19 protein-coding genes are annotated in these 24436 nt (G+C 54.3%); 16 read left to right on the plus strand and 3 right to left on the minus strand.

Features of this window, described 5'->3' with window-relative positions:
• Positions 1 to 208 precede the first annotated feature (208 nt).
• The 7 genes from lysS to KO216_RS01825 all read left to right on the plus strand — a co-directional run bounded on the left by lysS (position 209) and on the right by KO216_RS01825 (position 10179).
• Entirely contained in the window at positions 209 to 1750 is a 1542-nt protein-coding gene (lysS, locus tag KO216_RS01795; protein ID WP_215522601.1) for a lysine--tRNA ligase, read from the plus strand.
• Between the two features lie 73 nt (positions 1751 to 1823).
• Positions 1824 to 3011 carry a cobalamin-independent methionine synthase II family protein gene (locus tag KO216_RS01800; protein WP_215522602.1) on the plus strand — a complete coding sequence of 396 codons (1188 nt, stop codon included), beginning with the start codon at positions 1824 to 1826 and terminating at the stop codon, positions 3009 to 3011.
• A 19-nt stretch (positions 3012 to 3030) separates the two neighbouring features.
• Positions 3031 to 4215 (plus strand): mannose-6-phosphate isomerase, class I, encoded by a 1185-nt coding sequence (gene manA / locus KO216_RS01805; protein WP_215522603.1) that lies wholly within the window; start codon positions 3031 to 3033, stop codon positions 4213 to 4215.
• Positions 4215 to 4982 carry a TIGR03089 family protein gene (locus KO216_RS01810; protein ID WP_215522604.1) on the plus strand — a complete coding sequence of 256 codons (768 nt, stop codon included), beginning with the start codon at positions 4215 to 4217 and terminating at the stop codon, positions 4980 to 4982. Before manA ends, KO216_RS01810 begins: the two co-directional genes overlap by 1 nt.
• Positions 4983 to 5112: 130 nt before the next feature.
• A complete protein-coding gene (locus KO216_RS01815; protein ID WP_022864340.1) occupies positions 5113 to 5406 on the plus strand; it encodes a WhiB family transcriptional regulator in 294 nt (97 codons plus the stop codon).
• A gap of 4 nt (positions 5407 to 5410) precedes the next feature.
• On the plus strand, positions 5411 to 8854 hold the full coding sequence (locus KO216_RS01820) for a glycosyltransferase (RefSeq protein ID WP_215522606.1): 3444 nt from the start codon (positions 5411 to 5413) through the stop codon (positions 8852 to 8854).
• On the plus strand, positions 8851 to 10179 hold the full coding sequence (locus tag KO216_RS01825; protein WP_215522608.1) for a DUF5719 family protein: 1329 nt from the start codon (positions 8851 to 8853) through the stop codon (positions 10177 to 10179). The genes KO216_RS01820 and KO216_RS01825 overlap by 4 nt, the downstream gene beginning before the upstream one ends.
• A 92-nt stretch (positions 10180 to 10271) precedes the next feature.
• Here KO216_RS01825 and KO216_RS01830 read toward each other — a convergent pair whose 3' ends face one another.
• Entirely contained in the window at positions 10272 to 10679 is a 408-nt protein-coding gene (locus tag KO216_RS01830; RefSeq protein WP_309547328.1) for a metallopeptidase family protein, read from the minus strand.
• A 71-nt stretch (positions 10680 to 10750) separates the two neighbouring features.
• Between KO216_RS01830 and KO216_RS01835 the strand changes: the two genes are divergently transcribed.
• The 6 genes from KO216_RS01835 (at position 10751) to hpf (ending at position 17442) form a co-directional block, all read left to right on the plus strand.
• Positions 10751 to 11227 (plus strand): DUF3499 domain-containing protein, encoded by a 477-nt coding sequence (locus tag KO216_RS01835; protein WP_215522611.1) that lies wholly within the window; start codon positions 10751 to 10753, stop codon positions 11225 to 11227.
• Positions 11228 to 11320: 93 nt separating this feature from the next.
• The gene (mtrA, locus tag KO216_RS01840; protein WP_215522612.1) at positions 11321 to 12004 is read left to right on the plus strand and encodes an MtrAB system response regulator MtrA; all 684 of its coding nucleotides are present in this window, start codon (positions 11321 to 11323) and stop codon (positions 12002 to 12004) included.
• A gap of 6 nt (positions 12005 to 12010) precedes the next feature.
• Positions 12011 to 13984, plus strand: a complete 1974-nt coding sequence (gene mtrB / locus KO216_RS01845; protein ID WP_215522613.1) for an MtrAB system histidine kinase MtrB — start codon at positions 12011 to 12013, stop codon at positions 13982 to 13984.
• Complete coding sequence (locus tag KO216_RS01850; RefSeq protein ID WP_215522614.1) at positions 13981 to 15750, plus strand: LpqB family beta-propeller domain-containing protein; 1770 nt, start codon at positions 13981 to 13983, stop codon at positions 15748 to 15750. The genes mtrB and KO216_RS01850 overlap by 4 nt, the downstream gene beginning before the upstream one ends.
• 111 nt (positions 15751 to 15861) lie before the next feature.
• Positions 15862 to 16623, plus strand: coding sequence for a ComF family protein (locus KO216_RS01855; RefSeq protein ID WP_309547329.1), 762 nt, complete (start codon positions 15862 to 15864; stop codon positions 16621 to 16623).
• Between the two features lie 150 nt (positions 16624 to 16773).
• A complete protein-coding gene (hpf, locus tag KO216_RS01860; RefSeq protein WP_215522618.1) occupies positions 16774 to 17442 on the plus strand; it encodes a ribosome hibernation-promoting factor, HPF/YfiA family in 669 nt (222 codons plus the stop codon).
• Positions 17443 to 17520: 78 nt separating this feature from the next.
• Here the strand turns inward: hpf and KO216_RS01865 are convergent, their stop codons facing one another.
• On the minus strand, positions 17521 to 18972 hold the full coding sequence (locus tag KO216_RS01865) for a threonine/serine exporter family protein (protein ID WP_215522620.1): 1452 nt from the start codon (positions 18970 to 18972) through the stop codon (positions 17521 to 17523).
• Positions 18973 to 19092: 120 nt separating this feature from the next.
• Positions 19093 to 20691, minus strand: a complete 1599-nt coding sequence (locus KO216_RS01870; RefSeq protein WP_215522622.1) for an aspartate:alanine exchanger family transporter — start codon at positions 20689 to 20691, stop codon at positions 19093 to 19095.
• Between the two features lie 379 nt (positions 20692 to 21070).
• Between KO216_RS01870 and KO216_RS01875 the strand changes: the two genes are divergently transcribed.
• From KO216_RS01875 to ilvC, 3 genes are read left to right on the plus strand one after another with little or no spacing between them, the layout of a single operon-like run.
• Entirely contained in the window at positions 21071 to 22855 is a 1785-nt protein-coding gene (locus KO216_RS01875; protein WP_215522624.1) for an acetolactate synthase large subunit, read from the plus strand.
• Between the two features lie 5 nt (positions 22856 to 22860).
• Positions 22861 to 23373, plus strand: coding sequence for an acetolactate synthase small subunit (ilvN, locus tag KO216_RS01880; RefSeq protein ID WP_215524004.1), 513 nt, complete (start codon positions 22861 to 22863; stop codon positions 23371 to 23373).
• A gap of 2 nt (positions 23374 to 23375) precedes the next feature.
• Complete coding sequence (gene ilvC / locus KO216_RS01885) at positions 23376 to 24401, plus strand: ketol-acid reductoisomerase (RefSeq protein ID WP_215522626.1); 1026 nt, start codon at positions 23376 to 23378, stop codon at positions 24399 to 24401.
• The last annotated feature ends 35 nt before the right edge of the window (positions 24402 to 24436 follow it).

Genomic DNA, 24436 nt, shown 5'->3' on the forward strand with positions numbered 1-24436 from the left:
GTTTACCTTCTCTTAGTCGCGCGAAGAACTCTCAACTATCTATTGTTAGCACATAAAACATGGCTTTGACAAGGGAAAATAGGATAAAAAAGTCTGATGAAGTGTAAATCATAGGTTTCTCGGAATAGGGATCTTATAGAATGGTGATCGCGGCGAGGATTCTGAAGTAAAGCCGCTAACTTTCGCCCCTCGCCCTCGGCTAGCTAACATGGAGGGCGTGAGTGAAGCTAATAACCAGAGTGTGCCTGAACAGATTCGTATCCGCGCTGAGAAACGTCAGCGGCTGATTGACGCTGGACGCAACCCCTATCCCATTGCGGTTCCCATTACCCATACCCTGCGCCAGGTGCGGGAAAAATATCCAAACCTAGCTGCCGGGGAAGAAACTGAGGACTTTGTAGGGGTCGCCGGGCGGGTAGTGTTTTCCCGTAATACCGGCAAGCTCTGTTTCGTAACTTTGCAGCAAGGCGATGGTACTCGCCTGCAAGCTATGCTTTCTGCCGCCCAGGTAGGTAAAGAATCCCTAAGTGACTACAAGACCGATGTTGACCTGGGAGATCACCTCTTTGTCTATGGGCGGGTAATCGCCTCCAAACGCGGGGAACTGTCAGTAATGGCGCAGCCGGGCGCGGACGGTCAACCCGCCTGGCAACTCACCTCAAAATCTTTGCGTCCTCTGCCGAAAACTTTCAAAACCGAAGACGGACAGGAAGTTTCCCTCTCTGAAGACCAGCGGGTACGTCACCGGGAAGTTGACATGATTACCCGGGCAGCTGCTCGAGAAATGGTGCGCACCCGCGCGCAAGTGGTAGCTTCTCTGCGCGCTACCCTGAGTGGGGAAGACTTCATTGAGGTAGAAACCCCGATGCTGCAGACCCTGCACGGCGGGGCAGCCGCGCGCCCCTTCGTTACCCATATGAACGCCTATGACACTGACCTTTACCTGCGGATCGCTCCCGAGCTGTTCTTGAAGCGTTGCTTGGTGGGCGGGATTGACCGGGTTTTCGAAATCAACCGCAATTTCCGTAACGAGGGTGCAGACTCCTCCCATTCCCCCGAGTTCACCATGTTGGAGGCCTACCAGGCCTACGGGAATTATCGGCAGATCGCGGAACTGACCCGCCAGCTGGTGCAAAACGCGGCGCAGGCGGCCCTGGGAACCACCGTTGCTACTTTGCCGAACGGGGAATCCTATGATCTGGGGGGAGAGTGGGAATGGATTGACCTTTATGGGTCGCTGTCAAAGGCCTTGAACCAAGAAATCTCCCCGCGCACCCCGCGAGAGGAACTGGTGAAACTAGCGCAGGCGCGCGAGATTGAAGTGGAGAAGTTCTATACTCCTGGCAAGCTCGTGGAGCTGCTGTGGGAAGCGGAAGTAGGGGACGACCTCTACGCCCCCACTTTCGTAGCGGACTTCCCCGAAGACACCTCTCCGCTGGTGAAATCGCACCCCGAAAAACCGGGTCAGGTGCAAAAGTGGGATTTGTATGTGCGCGGATTTGAGCTGGCGACTGGCTATTCAGAGCTCAACGATCCGGTGATTCAGCGGGAACGTTTCGAAGCGCAATCCCTAGATGCCGCCAACGGCGATCCCGAAGCCATGCAAGTTGATGAAGAGTTCTTGCAGGCAATCGAAGCGGGAATGCCACCAGCCGGAGGTATGGGAATGGGCCTTGACCGCCTGCTAATGGCGATCACCGGTCTGGGAATTCGTGAAACTATTACATTCCCGCTGGTAAAGCGAATTTAAGTAACCTGGTCGCGCCGGAAAACCTAGCGCGTCCTCCAAAAGTTTTATTTCAGTAATTAGGAAGGGAAAAATAATGCCCGTAAAAACTACCCATGTGGGTTCCTTACCGCGAACTCCGGAACTGCTAGAAGCCAATAACCTGCTGTCCGCCGGGAAAATCAGCCCGGACCAGTTCGAGGAAATCATCGAACGTGCCGCGGCCGAAGTGGTGGCTAAGCAACGTGAAATCGGGATCGATATCGTCAACGAGGGCGAGTACGGACATATAACCTCGGGGGCAGTCGACTATGGCGCCTGGTGGAACTATTCCTTCTCCCGCCTTGGGGGGCTTACCCAAACCGATGAAGATCGCTGGGCCAAAACCGAGGTCATTCGCTCCGAACCCGGCAAAATTCGCCTCACCACCTTCACTGACCGGCGCGACCGCAACCTATTCCGCGAAGCCTATGAGGATCCGGATTCGGGAGTGCTTGGTAACCGCAACTCGGTAGGCAACCCGGTGATTACTGGCCCACTCAGCTATATTGGGGCTGACGCTGCCAGGCGAGATGTGAATCTATTGCTCAAAGGGCTGCAAGCTAATGGTCTAGATGCTTCCTCCGGTTTTATTGCTGCCCTGTCACCCGGATCTTGTGCGCGGGTAGATAACCGTTATTACCGCACCGATGAGGAAGTGGTTTGGGCGTGCGCGGATGCGATGCGCCAAGAATACAAGATCATCACCGATGCCGGGCTCACGGTGCAGATTGACGACCCTTCCATCGCGGAATCCTGGGATCAAATCAATCCGGAACCCTCCCTGGAGGACTACAAAAAGTTCATCGGGGTGCGCATTGAGGCTCTGAACTGGGCGTTAAAAGATATTCCCACCGAACTTACTCGATTCCACGTGTGTTGGGGTTCGTGGCACGGTCCGCACACCACCGATATTCCTTTCGCCGATATTGTGGAGGACGTGCTGCGGGTAGATGCCAAAGGCTACACTTTCGAAGCCTCTTCCCCGCGCCATGCCCACGAATGGCGCATCTGGCACGAATATCAATTGCCGGCGGACAAGGTGCTAATCCCGGGGGTGGTTTGCCATTCCACGAATATCGTGGAACATCCCCAGCTGGTAGCCGATAGGTTGTCGCGTTTCGTGGCGGCAGTTGGCCCCGAGCGGGTAATCGGTTCAACTGACTGCGGCTTGGGCGGGCGTCTGCATTCCTCAATCGCCTGGGCAAAACTGCAGTCCCTGGTGGACGGCGCACGGCTAGTTTAGGGCAGGGAAGGTTCGTAAAGTGCTGAGGCTTTCCGGGGCGGTCAAAGATTACGCTTGGGGATCAACCAGCGCTATCAGTGACTTTACCGGGATTGATTTTGGGGGCCGGCGGGTGGCCGAACTTTGGTTCGGTGCCCATAACGGAACCCAGGCCTTAGCGGGAGGACGTCCCCTTGCGGAAGTTATTGCCGCAGATCCAATCGGGATTTTAGGGGAGGACGTTTCGGCGCGTTTTGACGGGCAACTGCCGTTCCTACTGAAACTAATCGCTCCCGAACAACCACTATCCTTGCAGGTACATCCCGGTAAGGAACTGGCGGAGTCCGGTTTTCAGGCGGAAGAAGAAGCCGGGATTCCTCTGGATAGTCCCCGGCGAAACTATCGGGATCGTAACCATAAGCCGGAGATGATTTTCGCGCTTACCTGCTTCGAGGCTTTCGCCGGTTTTCGCGCACCTCGTCGGGCTATCGAGGTGTTAGAGAACCTAAATGCACCTTTAGCACGGGAAATGCGGGAAATCTTGCGGGCAAATCCCGGATATCGCGGTTTGCGGGCAGTGGCACGCAAACTTTTAGCGCCTTTGGATGAGGAACGTCAAACCCAAATAGAGGCAGTAATCACCGCCTGCCAAGATCGTCTGGATCGGGGAACTTCCCCCTCGCTTAGGGTTGATCGCCAAGCGGTCGCCCTCGCCCGCACCTATCCGTCCGATCCCGGAGCGGTGTTATCTTTGCTGCTTAACCCGGTTACATTGCGCCCCGGGGAGGCTTTATTTATCCCTACCGGTGCCGTTCATGCCTACGTTTCCGGTCTCGGTATTGAAGTGATGTCTTCCTCCGATAACGTGTTGCGTGCCGGGCTAACTCCCAAGCACATCGATGCCGGAGAAGCCCTGCGCTGTATGGATTTCCACGGCGCACCCCCGGTACGGATTGCCCCAGAGATGAACGGTCGCGGAACTGGGATCTACTATGCACCGGTGGATGATTTCGAACTTTCCGTATCTGAGATTACCGGCGAGGAATGGATTCCGATTCCCGGGCGCGGACCGCGAATCCTACTGGGAATCTCCGGGGATTTAGAAGTGGGGATTGGGGGCTCCATAGAAACTATCCGCACCGGTGAAGCCGTTTTTATTGCTGCTGCCGAGGGTGCAGTCCGCTCGCGCGGAAACGGAAAACTAGCACAGGCGGGAGTGCCCTAATGGAAACCAAATATTCCTGGGATAACCACTGGGTGAGCGCGCTTGCCGGGATCCCTTCCCCCCGCCTTACCTGGTATGGAGAACAACGCATAGAGCTATCTGGCCAGGTAGTTAGTAACTGGGTAATTAAAACCCAAAATCTTTTGGCCGGTGACCTAGCTGCCGAGCCCGGCGGAGTCTTGGCTCTAGAATTAGGGCTTTCTTGGCGAGATCTGCTCTGGCGAACCGCAGGCTGGGGACTGGGACTGACCGTTAAAAACCTGACAGATTCGGTGGCTGCTAACCAGGAGTTAGTCGCTAATCCGAATTTAGTTGCTTGCGCAGTTACGAGCCCAGAAACCGGTTCCTGTTTTCTGGATGCCGGAATCGAAACCTATCTGGTTAGCCTGTCCCCGCTAGCCTGGCGCTACCCTGGCTCCCTCCCGGCAGGATTCCTCGATGGCAACCGGGAAGTACTTTCCCAAGCTGACCAACTGCTGTATCCCTTACCTGGGGAAAATCTTGCGCTGGCGGATGCCGATTTCAAGGTACATGCAAACGGAAAAGCAATAGCTGATTTTCCTTGCTGGTGCGAACAAAACTGTCCGGGCGGCCGAATCCTAATCAAAGTAACCGCGGATTCGAATCCGCAAGCTTTAGCCCTAGTCATCGGGCAGATTTGGCGTTATCAGGGCGCCGCGGTAGTTCTGGAGCCAAATTGTGGTGAAATCGAGAAAATTTCTTCTCTAGAACATATTACTAAAATTATTGAACTAAACCGCAGGTAGATAGGCTTTTCTAGCCTTTAATAGGGGTAGAAACCATAAAAAATACATACCATTTTTTTAGCTGACTTCCCCGAATGACACGCATGTAGTTTATACTCGTAGAGAAACCTATTTTTGCGAGGAGAAAAGTATGTGGAACATATTCGGCGAGGGTCCCATCTCGTCTAATCCGCAGTCCTGGCAAATTGGGCAGGATGACCAAGGCCCCCTCTCCTGGCAGGAACAAGCACTATGTGCCCAAACCGACCCCGAAGCGTTCTTTCCTGAAAAAGGCGGTTCCACTCGGGAAGCAAAAGCGGTTTGTGAGCTCTGTGAAGTTCGCGATGAATGCCTCAGTTATGCCTTAGAAAATGATGAACGCTTTGGAATCTGGGGGGGCCTCTCAGAGCGGGAACGGCGCAGACTGCGGCGCAATGTAGGTTAGCGCAGTGGCTTCCGCCTCGGAAACTTCCGCTCCCTACCGGCACCCCAGCGTGCAGGTTTTTGTAGCCACGCGGGGACACACTCCCTATCTTGAGCAAACTTTAAAAGCGCTCCGCTCCAGCCGTTACTCGATAACTTCCCTGGTAATAGTGGATTCTGATCCCGCGAGTGACCTCACCCCTGATGACCTCCGTCCCTATGCACCCTTGCATTATTCGCAGGTAAAAGCCGCTAACCTGGGGCAAGCAGTAAGCGCTGCCCGCGCCGACAATTTGGAGGCAGTGGATTACCTGTGGCTCCTTCACGATGACTCTGCCCCCGATGCCTCTTGCCTGGGCGAACTTATCCAGGCTTTTGAAAACTCCACCACTTTAGGGGTCGCTGGCCCCAAAGCACTGGATTGGGATAAACCCGAAACTCTCGCCTCGGTAGGTATTCACGCCACACGCGGTGGCGAGCGCCTCGCCCCCTTCGATCCGGGCGAAGTTGATCAGGGGCAATATGACGGGATTAGCGATGTACTGGCCGTAGGTACCGCGGGACTGTTAATAAAAGCCCAGCTTTGGGATCGCTTGCGTGGAACCAATCCTCTGCTTGGTCCCTTTACCGAAGGCTTGGAACTTGGGCGCCGCGTACGCATGGCGGGCTACCGGGTTTGCCTGGTGCCGGCGGCACGGATTTACCACGCCCAAGCCGGCCTCTACCATCTGCGGAAATATCTGCAGAATCAAAACTCCGCTGCTGACGACAAAAAAGATACCGGAATTAAGGCGAAGCCGGGCGGGGAACAGCCCCTCGAGCCTAGTCCGCAGACGGATGAACAAGGAGAGCCGGCTTCGGACTCAGAAGAAATCCCGCAGGTAGAGGGGTTGTCCTCGCCCCCAGGGGTAGCCAGCGACCCCGAATATGCCGTATCTCAAGAGGATGCTTTACTAGCAGAGGAAAAAGACGCAGCGGAAACTGGTGACCAGGAGGAAACCGCGGGGGATTATCAGCCGGAAGATCCGGACGCTCCCGTTCCTCACCAGCCGGTTTACGTTTATGATCCGGTTCCGGTTACTCCGGTGGCTGCTCAGGCACTCCGGGAGAAAGAAAAATCCTGGGCGGCGCGACGCGCAGACAGCTATATTTATCGCGCCCTAACTATCAACTCCCTGCTGCTGCCGCTGTGGGTGCTATTTCTGCCTCTAAAATCGGTGCTGCTAGCCCTGTACTGGGGGCTGCGTTCACAAGGGCAGCGGGCAACGGTAGAGATAAACGCCGCTAACCGGGTGTGGGGATCATTAGGGAAGATACTTTCGGCGCGCCGGATTCAGCGGCGTCAATCCCAGATTTCCCGGCGGGAACTTTCCCGCTTGGAAGTACCCGCCAGTCAACTACGGAAAAACCGCCGCCTGATCCGGCGGGTAAATCGGGAACGCGGGCAGGCCGTCCTCAAACTAGGGGCGGTAGCAAAAACTCAACTCGAAAACATTACTTGGCGCGCTCAAATAATTACTTGGTCACTCGCCCTATTCTTCCTGGTAATCAGCCTTTTGGGGATGCGAGCATTCCTAGGCGGAATGCACGGCGGATTCTGGAGTGTCTTGCCCGGTAACTGGCACGACTTTTGGCTTTTGGCCACCAACTCTTGGCGTACCTTGTCTACCGGAGTAAGTGGTCCGGCTGATCCGATTGCCTATCCGTTGCTAGTTATCACCGCTCCCTTCGCTATCTTAGGGATAGCCCCCACCGCGGTTTTACGGTGGCTACTGATTTTGTCCCCACTGGGGGCAGCCATTAGCGCCTGGGTGGCATCAGCGGCACTCACCCGCGTGAACCCGCTGCGCGCCCTGATCGCGCTGAGTTGGGGAGCGGCGTTACCACTATTGCTTTCGATGCAGGCCGGTAATGTTTCCGCTGCCCTTAGCCACGTGTTTTTACCCCTGGCAGTTTGGGGTGTGCTTTCCTATTACGATTTGCGCCGCCCCTACTTTTTGGCGGGAGTTTTGGGTACCGAGGAGTACCTGCCTAACTATTCGCGCAGGTCTGCGGCAGGGATCGGGGCGCTCGCCCTAATAGTTGTAAGCGCCGGCGCCCCTTGGCTCTGGCTAGTGGCGTTAGCTTTGGTTTTAGTCTGTGCCCTCAGGGCGGCAATAAAGAACCATTTGCCTTGGCGGCGTAGCTGTTCGCAGCTAGGGGGCGGGATAGCGGTGCTGATACCCGCCCTGGTTACGCTCTTACCGTCTTTTATTTGGGCGCTGCGTACCCACAGTTTGCGGGCTTACCTATTCCTCACGCCCTCCTCGTTTACCCCGCTGTCAATGCGCTCGCAACTGCAGGTTATGGGGCAAGTATTATCGGGGGCGCCCCTATTTTTGGGGATAGGGGCCTTCGCCTGCGTACTTTTGGCTGCTGCCGGTGCCTTATTTACCGGACGGGAACTACTAGCTACTCGCGTGGCCTGGTTGTTTGCCCTTTTAGGCGTCTTAATAGGGGTGTTTTCTGCGGCGCAGATGGTGGCGCCCGGACAACGACCGTGGCCACTGCCGGCGTTTTCGCTGTTGCTGATAGGTTTATCGGGTGCGACGGCGCTGGGATGGAGTACAGTGCAACCAGCCAAACCGCTGCGCTATCTGCTAGGAAGCTTGCTGGCGGTGGCACTGATATTGCCACTGGCTACTGCAGCAACCTGGGCAGTTCCTGGCCCTAATACGCCGTTAAAGGCGGGTGCCGACCGCGCTCCGGTAGCTTTCTCGATATTATCCGCCTCAGAAAAAAGAACCCGGATGCTGCTAATAGATCGGCAAGGTCGCAGCTACCAGGTAGCGATGCGCCGAGACGCCGGACCCGGAATGCTGGCCACCAACTGGGTGATCAGGGCAAAATCACCCGGTCAGATTGCCGCTCCTGAAAGCCGGATTCTAGCGGCGCTAGTGGCCGGAAACGACCGGCAGGGCGCAACCCTCTGTGCCGATTTAGCGGTAGAGCAATTGTTGATCACCAAACAGGCGGCGGCTGATGGGCTAAATGCCAAACTAGCTGCCTCCAGTTATTTCCATCCGGTGTCCACCAATGCCGATTTCAGCGTGTGGCGCCTAGACACCTCCAAGTTTTCTCCGCCGCGTTCGGATGCGCGGGTGCGAATCGCCGCCGGCAAGCACCAGGAAACCGTACCGGCTGGGGTATTAAGTGCCGAAAAAAATATTTCCTCCTCCTCCGATCAGCGCAAACTGTTGCTGGCAGAATCTTTCTCTCCGGCTTGGAAAGCTCGGGTAGACGGGCGCGCTCTGCAATCTCGATCCGAGGGAGGACTGCAAGCCTTCACGATCCCAGCTGGGGTTTCAGGAAAACTTGAAGTGTATCTCGCGAATCCGGGGCGCTACCTGATGATAGGGCTGATCCTGCTGGTCTATCTGGGTGCTGTAGCCGCCTGTCTGCCGCTGGGAGAAAGGAGTGAGCGCAAATGAAGAAACCGGCTGCTAACTCCTTGATTTCGTTGTTAACCGCGTTAGTTATCCTCCTGGCTGCCGGGGGGCTCTCTGTGGTGCTAGTAAAGAATTTACCCGTCGCCTCCAGCTCAAAGAGCAGTGGGAGCGAGGTGGCGGTACCAGCAGCCATCCAGCAAATAGTGTGCCCGGGTTTGCCAGGTGAGAACGCTAAGGCTTGGGTGCAAGGGATCTCGGCAGCAGGATCCGCGCCAGCAACCGACACTTCCGGTAAAGCGTTGGGGGAGGGCAGCGCACAATCAGTGGGCAAATCCGGGTTGAAACTGCAGCTAAAACCGGTAGCAGGAAAAAATGCGGTCGCCGTGGGGTACGTCAGTGGCAGCGGGAAAGAGGGCGAAAATGGGTTCTTCGCAGACCATTGTGCTGCGCCTTCTAATCGTGAATATTTCCTTACCCCTGGAAGCACTACCGGGAATGCCTCTACTTTGCACCTGGTGAACCCGGCAGGAGCGCCGGTAACTGCCCGGATTCAAATCTGGACTGAGCAGGGGCCACTGGGAGCCAAAGTCACGCAAAAAGTTCCCGGGAAAGGCCACGCCTCCCTGGTGCTGGACGGCCAAGCCCCCGGTTTTACCCGCCTAGGAGTTTTAGTCGAGGCCGGTGGAGCCGGGTTGAACTCTTGGGTGGACTCCACTTTGGCTACCGGAGCTCAAAAAGCGGGAGCCGCGCATATGCCTTCCCTGGCTTCACCCGCCACTCAGGTGCTGATTCCCGCAGCTAAAATTACTGGTAAATCCAGTTTGCGGGTACTTAACCCCAGTTCCGCGGTGGCGACCCTCCAGGTGTCACTACTGGATACGAAGGGTGAAACCTCGGTGCCAACTTCAAAAAAGTTGCAGGTAGCTAGGGGAGCGATTTTTGATATCCCGCTGGGGGGAGTTAAAGACGGGGTAGTGGCAGTTAAACTTAAATCCAATCAGCCGGTGGTGGCCGCGGTTTTCGCGGAGGAAACCTTCGCCGATAAAGGAACTTTGGCGGTTTATCCCTCAGCCAAGCCAACTACTGCAGGGGCAGTGCTGGTTAACGAGCAAGCAGCCAACCTGGCATTTACAGGTGGTAGACCCCAAAAAATCGTTTTGATTTCCGGAGAGAAAACGCAAGAGATTACTGTCAAACCGGGAGTGTTATCGCAGGTGAAGTTGGGGAGCGGGGTTTGGCAGTGGCAAAGCGAAACCGAGAGCTACGCCGGGCAGTTAGTGGGGGATCCCTCCGGCACTTTCCGCACCATCGGAATCGGGAAGGCGGCTCGGGAAGTAGCCGCGATTCCGGTGAAAGTTAATCCCTAGCTCTGCATACCCGCATAAATAGGGTTGACGGCGTGCTGTAACAACTTGCCAAAGGACTATCCGAGAAAAAGTTTTTCGCCAGCCTAAAAATATTAACAGGCGGGAAACACATCTTCGGGTAAACAGCTAATTTCGCTGCTTAAATGCTCTGCGAGCACTGCTTTTACTGCCTGTTCTGTTTCTGCCAAGGTGTGGCAACGCCATTGGATTGGCAGCCGATAAACCACTATCCGGGTAGCGAGTTTCCCACTCTTATCTGCAGGAAATAGTCTGCCGAGCACTGCCCGCGTAGATTCCCATTCTGCCGGATCCGAGGGAGGAATATCCTCAACCCCGAATTCGATACGGTTAACCTCCGGGTGTTTGCGGGCAGCTAGGGTCGCCAGATCAACCACCAGTTGATCGAATTTTTCCCGTCGCGTCCTCCAGGACGGAACTGTCGGTAAAAAAGTAACTCCCCGCGCGCCTCGTCCGTGGCGATCTCGCCGGTTCCGTGTCAAACCCCTCACGAGAACGCACCTTACCGCGAGTTTGGTTTGGGTTTTATTTCCCGCGCCGCTAACGTGCAATTGTGCGGGTAACTAGGAAGTGTTCGAAAACGGGCTGTAACCAGGTGGCGGCAGCTACTTTGACCTACGTATATAAAGATTCCACAGCTGTTCTCGGTCCCTTGGCTACCCAGGCAGAACCCCACGCCTATGACCTTTGCGCTGAGCATGCCAATACTCTGACTGCTCCTAGAGGGTGGCAGGTAGTGCGGCTAGCTAGCGAGTTCAGTCCGGCGGAGCCCAGCGATGACGATTTAGAAGCCTTGGCGAATGTAGTGAGAGAAGCCTCCAAACGTCGACATCTTTCCACCTCCAAGGTAAATAAGAATTGGGACGGGCGGCTTAGCCCGGAAGCTACCAGCGGCGGAAGCGGACATCCAGGACACGAATATGACGTTAAGGCTAAGCAGGGAGTGCGCCCGGAATCTCGGCCAGCCCCGGAGCAGCGCCGCGGCCATCTGCGGCTGTTACCGGGGGGATTACCTGACCAGGCAGAGTAGACGAAGCTGAAATAGACTTTCCAGATTCCGATTAATGCGAGTAAGGGCGGCCAATGCCGCTAAAAACCGCTTGGGCATGGCAGAATAGAACCTATGACCGTGAAAATTTTGGTAGTGGACGACGATGAGGCGCTCGCGGAAATGGTGGGCATCGTAATGTCAACCGAAGGCTATAAATCTGTTTTCTGTCACCACGGTGACCAGGCGTTTGACGTTTTTCAGGAAAGCCAGCCAGATTTGGTGCTGCTCGACGTGATGTTGCCCGGCAAAGACGGGGTAGAAATCTGCCGGCAGATTCGGGGGGTGTCTGACTTGCCAATCATCATGTTGACTGCCAAGTCAGATACCGCTGATGTGGTGGCAGGTTTAGAAGCGGGAGCCGATGACTACATTCCTAAGCCTTTCAAACCTAAAGAACTGGTAGCCAGGATTAAGGCACGGTTGCGGGGGCGTACTAGCGAAGGGGAAGGCGAGGACGTTGACCTGGGTGATCTGCATATTGACGTTGCTGCCCATGAAGTTTTTCGGAGCGGGGAGCGCATTGATCTAACTCCTCTAGAGTTTGATCTCCTGTTAACCTTGGCGCGCTCACCTTGGAAAGCTTTTAGTCGCGAAGAATTGTTGGAAGAAATTTGGGGTTATCGTCATGCCAACACCGATACCCGCCTAGTTAATGTGCATGTGCAGCGGCTACGCGCCAAGATCGAAGAAGACCCCGAACATCCTAAGATTGTGCGTACCGTGCGCGGAGTTGGATACCGCGCCGGAGGCAACTAGGCGTAGATGGATACGCAAACCCCAACCCAGCCAGTAGCGCGCATAGAGGCGCCGAGTAGTTTTTGGGGATTGCTACGGCAAAAGCAGTGGCGACAGAGTCTGCAGCTTCTGGGTACTAAAACTGCTCAGTTGCCGGTCATCCGCTTCTTTCTTTCCTCGATTACTGCTCGGTTAACTGCTCTAATGGCGCTGGCTACCGCGATCATGATGGTGATTCTGATTGGTTCAGTGACCGCCCATGTTTCAAACGGTATTTTCCAAAAACGCCTCAATATTGTTTTGCAAGACGCCTCCTTGCGCACGCAAAGTTTGCAAACTTCTTTTGATTCCTTGGTAGTGGATTCGGTGGGGGGAGTCCAAGACGCGGCCTATACCCTGATTTCGGATCAGCGCGACGCTTCGGCAGGTGCCGGCGGAGTGGGGGCGATGCTGCTAAAAGACCCGCACGAAAACCGCGCCCTGGCGATTAACGAAATTATTGACCCGGAACAGCGATCCCTGATTACCAAGAATTTACGAAAAGCAGTACAGCAGGAGGGTGGCATTCACTGGCAGTCGGTTTCCCTAAGAAATTCGCAGGGAGATAAGGTGCCTGGAATTGTGGTCGGTACGCGAGTGGTGCTGCCGTTAGTAGGTAATTACGAAACCTATCTGGTCTATTCTTTAGACTACGAACAGCAAACTATTTATTTAGTTAATCAAGTGTTGTTCCTGGGGACTGCGGTACTGCTCGGGGTGTTGACAGTACTGATGGCGGCGGTTTCTTACTCTATTTTGACGCCGGCACGGCGGGCAGCGAAAGCAGCTCGGAAAGTTTCTGCCGGAGATTTTCAAATCAAGTTGCCGGTTCGGGGCACGGATGAGTTGGCTCAACTATCCCAAGCTCTGAACAATATGACCACCTATCTGCGGGAACAGATCAGTGACTATGAAGAGCTTTCTACTTTGCAGCAGCGATTTGTATCCGATGTTTCCCACGAACTGCGCACCCCTCTAGCTACCATCCGGATGGCGGCAGATTTAATCTACGATGAACGTGACCAGCTTTCGGAAACTAATGCCCGTTCCGCTACGATTTTGCATCGCCAAGTTGATCGCTTTGACAAGATGCTGGCGGATCTCATCGAAATTTCTCGGATAGATGCCTCCGTTGCGCAACTTTCGCTGTCGGAAGTCGATATCGCCTCACTGGTAGCAGGGGTGGTGGAATCAAATAAGGCACTGGCAGAAAGCCTGGGGGTGGAAGTTAAATTGGAAACTTTTGGCGACACCGTAGCGGAAGTTGATTCCACCCGCATTACCCGGATTGCCCAAAACCTAGTGGTAAACGCGATTGAGTTCGCCGAAAGTAAGCCGGTACAGATTAGCGTGGCCGGTTCAGCCACGGCAGTGGCCTTCCAAGTGCGCGATTACGGCCCAGGAATGACGGATATGGTAGCCCAACACGTTTTCGACCGGTTTTACCGCGCGGATCCCTCCCGCAAACGCACTACCGGGGGTACGGGATTGGGATTGGCAATATCTGCCGAGGATGCAGCGCTGCACTCCGGGTTGCTCACGGTTTTGTCCTGCCCCCACCAGGGATCCGCCTTTACCTTGCTATTGCCCCGCCACCAGGGAGAGGAAATCGATGACATCCCGGTGCAGGTAGAAAATCAGGATCTGGTCGCTGCCCGCCAGCTGTGGGCGAATGAGCATCCCGAGGATATTATTTTATCGGAGAACTTAGAGGAATCATCTTTGCAGGTGCATCAAGTTCGCACCGATGTTCCCTTAGGGGACGAGCCAATAATTGGGGATGAAGTGTTGCCGCGAATGCCAGCTGATTTACCTCCAGATATTTTAGAGGCGACCCCGGCGCATCCCTTGCCACGCCTGCCCGAAAATGACAGCGTTATTGACATCCAAGGACGAATTAAGAATCTGGAGTCTCCCGGAACAGAAATACCAGATAACGACGCTCAAGGAGAAACCTCATGAGCTGGATAGCTGGCCAGTTCAATAAACTGGAGATAGGAAAGGCAAGGGCGGAGAAAAATCAGTTAAATGCGCCCTCCGGACAGTTAGAATCTCCCGCCAGAACCAAAAAGATTAATCCTGTAAAGCGTATTTTTCTGGGAATATTGGCATTTTTTACCGCCTCTGTGCTCGCGGCTTGTGCAGCGCTACCTGATTCCGGGCCGGTTCATAAAGGTGAGGTAAACGTTGATTCTCGAAACCCATTGTCGCAGTTAGCCAGTGGCCCAGTGGATGGTTCCACTCCCGAAAAATTGCTGGCGGATTTTCAACAAGCCTGCGCTGCCGGTACCTACGATGAATATGGGATTGCCCGCCAATTTTTAACTACCTCGCAGCGGAGGCACTGGAAGCCTCAGGAGGAAGTTACGGTGCTTAACCCCAAGACGGAACTGAAGATAGGTTTTGACTCGGAAACAAATAGGGCTACCGGGACTGGTCAGCCAAGTTTGCGTCTTAATAAAGCAGGAATCAGTCAAAAATTCCGTACGGAAGAAACCGTCAGATATTCCTTAGCCAAGGAAAATGGGCAGTGGCGGATTAGCTCCCTTCCGGATGGGGTAGTGCTGACCAACTCGGCTTTTAAGAATGCTTTTGCAAAACGCAATGTGTATTTCTGGTCTAGTGATCATCGCTTTTTGGTTCCTGACCCCCGGTGGGTTCCCCGTAAAAATGGTGCTCAGAATCTTCTGGAATCTCTATTTTTCGGCCCTAGCGATGATCTTTCCCCAGCGGTTAGCTCTCCGGCAATAATGAAGAAAATTCCTTCTAGCCTGGTCGTTTTACAAAATAAAAAGGCGAGAGTAGAGCTGCCGGACACCGTCCATTTACGTTCTCAGCTGGAAGTGGATCAACTTTATCAACAGTTGCGTGCCACTTTGCTGGATGTGTCGGGTATTGATGAAGTGGTGCTCTCGCAAAATGGTTCATCGCTCGCAGGTTCTAATGAGCAGTCGGCGGCTTCGCCTAAACCTGTCATGCTCGGGGTGAAAAATGGTGAGGTAGTTGAGGAATCGGAGTCACGCAACGGCGTATTTACTGCGCAGACAAATGGAGATTACGATATCACCTGGCCGACTCCCAGCAATCCCACTACTGATTTCCACGTCGCAATCCGTGGTGGAAATGAGCTGGTGCGCCTGCAGCGAGGGAAAGCACCGGTGGTGCTGTATCGGGGAAATAATTTGCGTGCCCCGCAGGTAGATGCCTGGGGCTGGGCTTTCACCGGCGATTCAACTCAAGAAGGGGCTTTGGTAGCGGTTAACGCTCGAGGGGCAACTGTAGAATTAAAACTCCCTACTGATTCCAATTGGAAAATCCCGTTTTTCGCTTTGAGTTCCCCCGGGGTGCGCGGACTAGTGGTGTGGCAGGTAGGTTACAGTTTCCAGGCACAATTGGTGACGCTAGTACGCGGGGAAGATGGTACTCCTCGGCAGATTATCCCTGCTCAAGATAAAACCGAGGTTATGCGGGATGTGATTTCGGCTGCTTGGGTAAATCCAGGACAGGTGGCGGTTTTGCAAGGAGGCAGTTCCCCGAAGGTTCAGGTTTTCGGGGTTAATTCCTACGACGAATCTTTTGATGCTCCCGTAAATGCCGAATATCTGGTGCCGAATCCTCCTGATGGCAATGTAGAAGTAGTCAGTGATCGCGGTTCGCGTTTGGGGCATATCGAGCAGTCTTGGCGGGTACTCGGCTCTGATATTTTCTATCCCGCTTATTCTTCCTAATAATTAGGTATTTGGAGTCGCTGGGGGTTACATCGATTAAGCTTTGTACCCAAAGATAAATATTTAAACTTTTCCCCCGGTAATTATTTTTTAGGACGTAGATGGAGGTTTTTGGGACAAACTCTAGCTATGGGTGCCCACGCTTTATCCTCAAACTCCTCGGTATTTTCGGCGTTAGTCAGTGCCCCCGTGGCTAAATCTCTCCGAGCCTTCTCCACCATGCTTTTTCCTGAAACTTGCCCCGGCTGTGGGCAGTTAGACACCAGGCTCTGTGACCGCTGTCGAGGAGTGTTTTTACGTCCTCCTACCAGCGTTAATGCCGCTATGTCTGTGGACGTAAACCAAGTGTGGACACTGAGCCTCTACCAGGGGCAAGCGCGCAGAGTAGTGTTGGCGATGAAACATTCTCGATCCTACTACTACCAGCAACTTCCCTTCTTTTTTGGAGCGGTCGCCGGCAAGGCACTCGCTAGTTATCTTTCCCGCGCCCTCCTAGTATGTCCCGCGCCCTCTACCTTCCGGATAGGTAAAACTCCCATATCCTCTACCGCCGGCAAGCTGGCCGCCGGAATAGCAGCAGGGCTGATATCTCAGGGGCTGGATGTGCGTCTTTCCGGATTACTACAGTTAAAACCCGGCACCAAGAAGCAAGCAGGACGTAGCTTCCAGGAGCGGCTACGAGGTCGCGCCGGCAGTATGCAGCTAGGAACGGCAAAAGATTTGGATTTTAGTGGAGAAGTGCTGCTGGTTGATGACGTTATCACTACCGGTGCCACCATCCGGGAAGCAGTTCGGGTAATAAATGAGGCACAAGCACAGGTAAAGGCGGTGTTCTCGCTCAGCATAGCCGAACGCAACCTCAAAAGGGGTTAATGATAGGGCATTTTGAGGTAGAATTTTTGTTACTTGAAAAGCCCAAAGGTGGGCGAGAGGGGGTGGTAGCTGCAATCACCGCGACCGGAATGAGCCGGTACGCATAAACCTGGGATCTTTGATCCCCATACCGTGCCCTGGAGGACACTAATGGAAATTATCGTTGAAGCACGAAACGCCGAAATCCACCCCAATTTCCGCCAATATGCCGAGGAGAAAGTCGCTAAGGTTGAACAGTTTTATCCGCGAGTTCAGCGGGTAAATGTGGAGCTCACTCACGAACCGAACCAGCGGCAAGCAGACACCTCCGAGAAAGTGGAACTGACAGTTTTCGGTAAGGGACCGATTATTCGCGCCGAGGCCAGTTCCTCTGACCGTTACGCCTCAGTAGATATTGCTTGTGGAAAGCTCTATGAGCGTCTGCGTCGCGCCCGGGATCGAGCCAAAGATCACCGCCGGCACCGAGATTCACACCGCCACGAAGAGCCTTTAAAAATCGAGGAACTTAATTTGAGGGATGCCGCGAAGGCAGTTACTCCCGAAGATGACGAGTATTCTCCTGATATTCCTCGGGAACGAAAAATCGGGATAGCGGATGAAAGCCAGTTGGGAGACTCCCCGGTGATTGTGCGGCAAAAGCTGCATGAGGCATCGGTGATGACCGTTAGCGAGGCGCTATACCAAATGGAATTGGTGGGCCATCCGTTCTTTGTGTTTATCGATTCCGAAACCATGCAACCTTGCGCGGTGTATCACCGCCGCGGCTGGACATACGGGGTGATTCGCCTAGATGCTACGGCAACTCCCCGGGAAAGCTAAACACCAAAAGAGGGATTAAAACCTGAAAATATGTGGAGGGGGGAGCCTTAGATGAAAGTCAAAGGCTCCCCCCTTTAGCTAACGCATTTGGAAATCGTGTTGTTCATCGTTCCAGCCGGTTTTTTCCAATAGACCTGGCTGGGCGGTGTCCCGGTCGATTCTCCAACCCGGATCGGTAATCATCCGAGAAATCGCCAAGCCTACGCCGATAGAAAGAATCACAAAGAATACCTGGACTAAAGCGGCAGTAGCTTGCGGAATTTCACCGTTCGAAAGATGGGTAATCGCCGCATAGAGGGGAACTCCGGGAATCATGATGACTACGGCCGGAACCGTCAGAGAAGTGCGTGAGAAACGGAAATCGCTGAGCCGAGAAATAAAATGCGCCACGATCCCGATAGTAAGTGCCGCCAGACCTACTGCTGCCTGCGGCAGCATTCCTTGGGCTACTAGGAAAAGCCGTCCCACATTGACGCAGCCTGCAACTAGAGCAGCGCATAGCGCCACTTGGGGGCGAATAGAAAATAGTACCGCGAAGCCGAATGAAGCCACCAGTGAACAAATAAATTGCAGCAGGTAGAGACCAGCTCCGCTAACTGGGAACTCCGTGGGCGGGTCAATATGCCATTGAAATAAAGTGGCGATCATCCACACCGAAATCCCTGCCGATATAACCAGCATCACGACGTAGGTCATGCGAGACATCCCGGCTAAGAAATCCATTCTTACCAGGTCTAATATCGCGGTTACCAGCGGGAATCCCGGCACTAAGAACAGTACAGCGGAAATGATTCCCTGGGGGTGACCGACGGTTACCAATCCCGCGAGCAACAGAGCTTGGGTGATTCCCATATAGAGCAGAGAAGCTAAAAGTCCACAGAGCATCCACACCCCAAAATGATTGGCTTTGCGTTTTAACAAAAAGCGGCGCAAAATCTGTCCGCACAGCGCGGCAATCCCTACTACGCTGCATTCGACCACCCCGCCCCGGTTCAAAAAGCAGAATCCCGCGCAGGCAATACCGGATGCCAGGCAGTTGATTACCGCCGGATAGGGCGGTTTGCGGGCGATAATTTCATCGAGACTGCGCTCGGCGTCCTCAACCAGTAAACCTGGTTTTAGAGAGCGTACAAAGACCCGTAAATCATCTAGACGGGCCGCATTAGTACCAAAGGCGCGCTGCTCATGAGACTCGGTACGAAAAGTTCCATGCGCATAAACCGAGGTAACTATCTCGGAAAACGTAACTTGGGAATGCTGAGCCTCGATCCCGATGGCGTTAGCCAGTCTGGCCATCGAAAATTTGACCATATAGGCGCTGGCACCTGCAGCCAGCAGGGTGCGTCCCAGGCGAGTTACCACCCCAGATTGCGCCGCTAGGCGGTCACGTAAAACGCGTAGCTGTTCGTGTTCGCTACCGTGCGGATTAAGGATGTCGCCCTTAGATTGTCCGTCACTTAGCGAAGGTGGCACATAATCAGAGTCAGAGCTGCTGGCGAAAAAACTATCATCGGTAGGTGAAGGTGTCATAAAAGAATTATCCACCCTATTGGTGACCTTGCCCAGGACGAAGGGGTAAAACGGCCGCGATTTTTATTACACTGCGTCACCTATTTAAGGGGAACAAAGCCTTCTATCCCGCCTGCAGAATTACAGACCCCCGAGGATTTGTGCGATTAGGATTTTTCCGACCATCGCTAAGGGGTAGACGAGGGAATATCCCAACGCTACTCGGGGATCAAAGTTGGTGCGGTTATTGGCATAGGCGAGGACGGCCGGCTGGGTTTGGGCACCCGCCAGCAGACCAGACAGGCGGGTTCCACCCATCTTGAAGCCGTAGCGCATCACGAAATACAGTCCCAAACCAACGGTGAGAGTCACCGCCATTCCCACCAGTAAAATCCCTAGCCAGGCACCGGAAGTAAACGCTTTTTCGATCTGGCTGCCGGCGTTGTATCCCGCCTGTGCCAAGAAGATTAATAGACCTAGTTCCGAAAGTACCTGGCAAGCGGTGTAAGGCAGAGTCGTGGGGAACGGGCCAATGCGTCCAACCTTTCCGAAGATTAGTCCTACCAGCAAGGTGCCGGCTGCCGAACCAATCGTGAAGTATTCCCCAGTGGGTGTGAGGATGGGGAACTCACCAATCAAAAGACCGAGGACCATACCAACCCCGAGAGCTACGGGGTTAATCGAGGTTAAACCGGTGGAGGAGTCACCAAAGTATTTCGAAAGTTCCTTCAAGTGCTTGGTGGGGGCAACTACCCGCACCCGGTCTCCCAGCTGTAACACCAGGTCGGGGCGTCCTAGCATGTCGGTGTCGCCGCGGCGTACCCGAGAAACGGTAGCCTGGTAACGTTCCTCCAAGCCGAGCTCGCCCAGGGTGCGACCAGAAAGTTTGGGGTCAGAAATAGTGATTCGGCGATAGTCCCAATCGGTGCGATCGGCAGAAAGCGAAATAGAGGAGCCATGCCCCAGTTCGGAAACTACCTCTACCACTAGGTTTTGCGGGCCAACCACGGTGACTAGGGAACCTTTATCCAGTTTGGTGTCGGCAGTAGGACGCACGATTGGTCCGTCCTCGGTCTTGCGGAGCCGGGAAAAACGGACGTTTCCGTCTACGTGGGCGCGAATATCGCGCACCGAGGGCAGGTCATCGCGTTCCACCCGCACCGTGCGGGAAACTAGTGCAACCGGGCGGTCTTTATCGTTCTTGCCGTAGTTGAGCGCTAGGGTAGCCACGATTAGCATCCCGAAAACCCCAAAGAGGTAGGAGATCGAGTAGGCGACAGTTGCCGCTTGTTCATTACCCGCGGCTGCTCCCGCTGCTGCCAGGGCGGGAGTGTTAGTGATGGCGCCGGCGAAAGTGCCGCCGATAGTGGCTATATCCATCCCGGCAAGCTTGCCGAGTACGTAGGCGACTACACCCCCTCCGGCAAGAACCGCAAAGGTCGCCGCCATAATCCCCAGAGATTTCTTTAGGGAGGCGAAGAAAGAGTTTCCGGAGTTTATCCCGATAGCGAAGGCGAAGAGGGCGAGCCCCAGTTTGCCGAAAGCGTGCGGGAAATCTGCGACCATGTCTACGCCCGTGGAAGTACCCCAGGCGGAGATGCCAATAGCTAGGAAGAGTACGGCGGCTGCCCCCAGACCGATTCCCTTAATACGGAAATGTCCCAGGTACATGCCGATGCCGATCAATCCGAAAAGTACGAGTACAGGTTGTGCTGCCAGATATTGGAAGACTGTCTGCACGGTGCCTCCTTAAAAAAGCCTCAAGACTAACTCCATACTGTCACACTGCTTATTGGCACTCTCAGACCAAAGTCCATTTAGCGGTGAAAATAGCGAGGAATTTGTCACCATTTCATTCCGGTTCGGTTTTCCTAGCCGAAACTAAAGCAGAGCAAAATATCAGTATCTGAGATGGGTCTGCCCGAAATGGCGATGCCGCGTAGCGTGAAGCTTGTTATGACGAAACGAATTATTGAGCTAGTCGCCCTAGTACTGCTGGTACCGGGGAGGGCTAAACGCGTCTAAAATCGTTTCGAGACGTAGCAAGCCCTAGGTAAACACACCTGGGGCTTTTTTATTTATGAAAATCGAGGAAACATCTACCAGAACGGGGATAACGATGAGTAACAAGGAGCAGTCACCAGGCACGGCACCTCCTCCCAAAAGGATGAGTGGGGCTCGGGCAGTGGTCGCTACCCTGGAGCACCTGGGGGTGACCGATGTGTTCGGTTTACCCGGCGGGGCAATCATGCCGGTCTTCGATGCACTCTATGACTCGCCGATCAACCAGATCCTCGTGCGTCACGAACAAGCCGCGGGACATGCGGCGGAAGGTTACGCACTTTCAAGCGGGAAAACTGGAGTGGCAATAGTAACTTCGGGACCGGGGGCAACCAACCTGATGACCGCCCTCGCCGATGCGCATATGGATTCGGTGCCACTGGTGGCGATTTCCGGACAGGTATCTGCCAATGCAATCGGTACTGACGCTTTCCAGGAATCCGATGTGGTAGGGGTGTCCATGCCGATTACCAAACACAATTTCTTGGTAACCGACGCCGCAGAGATTCCTACTACCTTGGCGAAGGCCTTCCATTTGGCCTCTACCGGGCGCAAAGGACCGGTTCTGGTGGATATCGCCAAGAATGCCCAAAATGGTGAAGTCGATTTTTCTTGGCCGGTGAAAGTGGATTTACCCGGCTATAAAGTGCCGAGCAAACCCCATACCAAGCAATTAAAAGCGGCTGCCAAACTGATGGCGCAGGCAGAACGCCCCATTCTCTATGTAGGCGGTGGGGCTCTTGCGGCGGAGGCGACCGAGGAGCTGCGGCAACTGGTAGAAATAACCGATTTTCCGGTGGTGCTTACCTTGACCGCACAAGGCGCGTTCCCGTCCTCGGATCCCCACTGCCTGGGAATGCCAGGAATGCATGGCTCGGTGCCAGCAGTGACCGCGTTGCAACGCGCCGATGTGATGGTGGCGCTAGGAACGCGTTTTGATGACCGGGTAACTGGCCGTCTTGATGCTTTCGCTCCCGATGCCAAAGTGATTCACGCCGATATTGACCCCGCGGAAATCTCGAAGAACCGAGTGGCGGACATACCAATCGTGGGAGATCTACGGCAGACCCTACAGGGACTACTGCCGAAAGTTAAAGAGGAAATGCAGCGTAACCCGCGTGACATTTCCGGTTGGAAGCACCATTTGGATTACATCTGTGAGCGTTACCCGCTTGCCTATGATGAACCTGATGACGGTCTGCTCCCTGCCCAATATGTGGTTAAACGTATCGGGGAAATGGCAGGTAAGGACGCGATTTATTGCACTGGCGTGGGTCAACACCAGATGTGGTCGCAGCAATTCTTGCCGCACGAAAACCCACGGGGATTCCTCACTTCTGCCGGCCTGGGCACCATGGGGGTAGCGATTCCCGAGGCGATCGGGGCACAAGTAGCTAACCCCAAGGCTCAAGTCTGGGCGATTGACGGGGACGGTTGTTTCCAGATGACCAATCAAGAGCTCGCGGTCGCCACCTTAGAGAAGCTACCGATCAAAGTAGCGATTGTTAACAACTCGGTACTGGGCATGGTGCATCAGTGGCAAGAAATGTTCTTTGACGCGCGTTTTTCTAACACCCTGTTGCATGACGGTGAAGGTGGTCGGGATATTCCCGACTTTGTGAAACTGGCGGAAGCCTATGGAGCCCTGGGGTTGCGTGCTCGCACTAAAGAACAGGTTGACCAAGTAATTGCGCAGGCGATGGAAACCAACGATCGTCCGGTAGTGATCGACTTTCGAGTCTCTACCGATTCTCAAGTCTGGCCAATGGTACCGGCGGGGGATTCTAACAGCAACGTTATCTACGCAGCCGGGCAGGGTCCGGTCTGGGAAAGTGAGGACTGATCGTGATAGGCAATCGTCACACCCTTTCCATTTTGGTGGAAAATCGTCCCGGCGTCCTCGTGCGGGTAGCGGCTTTGTTTACCAGGAGAGCTTTCAACATTCATTCCCTGGCGGTAGGGGAAACCGAAGAAACTTCGATTTCCCGAATAACTGTTCAGGTAGATGCGGAAGATTTGCCTTTTGAGCAGGTAACTAAACAGTTAAATAAACTGGTAAACGTGTTGAAAGTGGTAGAGCTCCACCCTCAGGACTCAGTTACCCGCAAGTTTGTGCTTTTTAAAGTACAAGCTAACGCGGAAAACCGTTCTCAGGTGCTACAGATCGTGGATTTGTTCCGCGCTTCGGTAGTAGATGTACACCGCGAATCCCTGGTGATTCAAGCTGCCGGGGTGCAATCAAAACTGGAGGCACTGATGGAGACGTTAGAGCCTTATGGAATCAACGAAATCGTGCAATCGGGTGCGGTCGCCATTGGCCGTGGCCCCCGTTCAATCACAGATCAATTAAAGGAGAAGTAACAATGGCTGAAATCTTTTACGACACTGACGCGGATATGGCCGCACTTTCGGGCAAGAAGGTTGCCATTATCGGTTACGGCTCGCAAGGTCACGCCCACGCTCTGAACCTGCGCGATAGCGGGGTTGAGGTAGTCGTGGGGCTACGGGAAGGCTCGTCCTCGGTAGCTAAAGCTAAAGAGCAGGGCCTAGAGGTCAAATCGATTGAGCAGGCTACCTCCGAGGGAGATATCGTGGTAGTTCTTGCTCCTGACCAGGTGCAACGTATGGTATACGCCGAAAAAATTGCTCCGAATCTGAAACCGGATGCCGCGATTTTCTTTGCCCATGGTTTTAACATCCGTTTCGGTTATATTCAGCCGGGCGCCGGTCACGACGTGTGCATGGTGGCGCCTAAAGGCCCCGGTCACAAGGTACGCGCTTCCTATGAGGCGGGATATGGCACCCCGGCAGTAATCGCGGTGGAACAGGATGAAACCGGCAACGCCTGGCAGGTAACCAAAGCTTATGCGAAAGCCCTGGGGGCTACTCGCGCAGGGGTTATTAAGACTACCTTTACCGAGGAAACCGAAACCGATCTTTTCGGCGAACAGGCAGTACTTTGCGGCGGGGTATCACACCTGATTCAAGCAGGTTTTGATACTTTGACCGAGGCTGGTTATCAACCGGAGATCGCCTATTTCGAGGTTTGCCACGAGATGAAACAGATCGTGGATTTGATCAACGAGGGCGGAATTACCAAGCAGCGCTGGTCGTGTTCAGACACTGCCGAATACGGCGATTACGTATCCGGTCCGCGCGTGATTACCGAACAAACTCGCGAGGCTATGCGCGGCATTTTGTCCGATATTCGCGATGGTTCTTTCGCCAGGCGTTTCATCAATGATCAAGACAACGGAGCTCAGGAGTTCAAACAGATGCGTGCAGCAGAAGAAGCCCACCCCATCGAGAAAGTTGGGCGCGAACTGCGTGCCATGTTCTCGTGGAATCAAACTGACGATGACTACCAGGAAGGGCACGCCCAGCGCTAAGGGCGATAACTACGGAAATAGTTGCGGTTCGCAGT

This window comes from Varibaculum prostatecancerukia (assembly GCF_943169825.2).
Lineage (GTDB): Bacteria > Actinomycetota > Actinomycetes > Actinomycetales > Actinomycetaceae > Varibaculum > Varibaculum prostatecancerukia.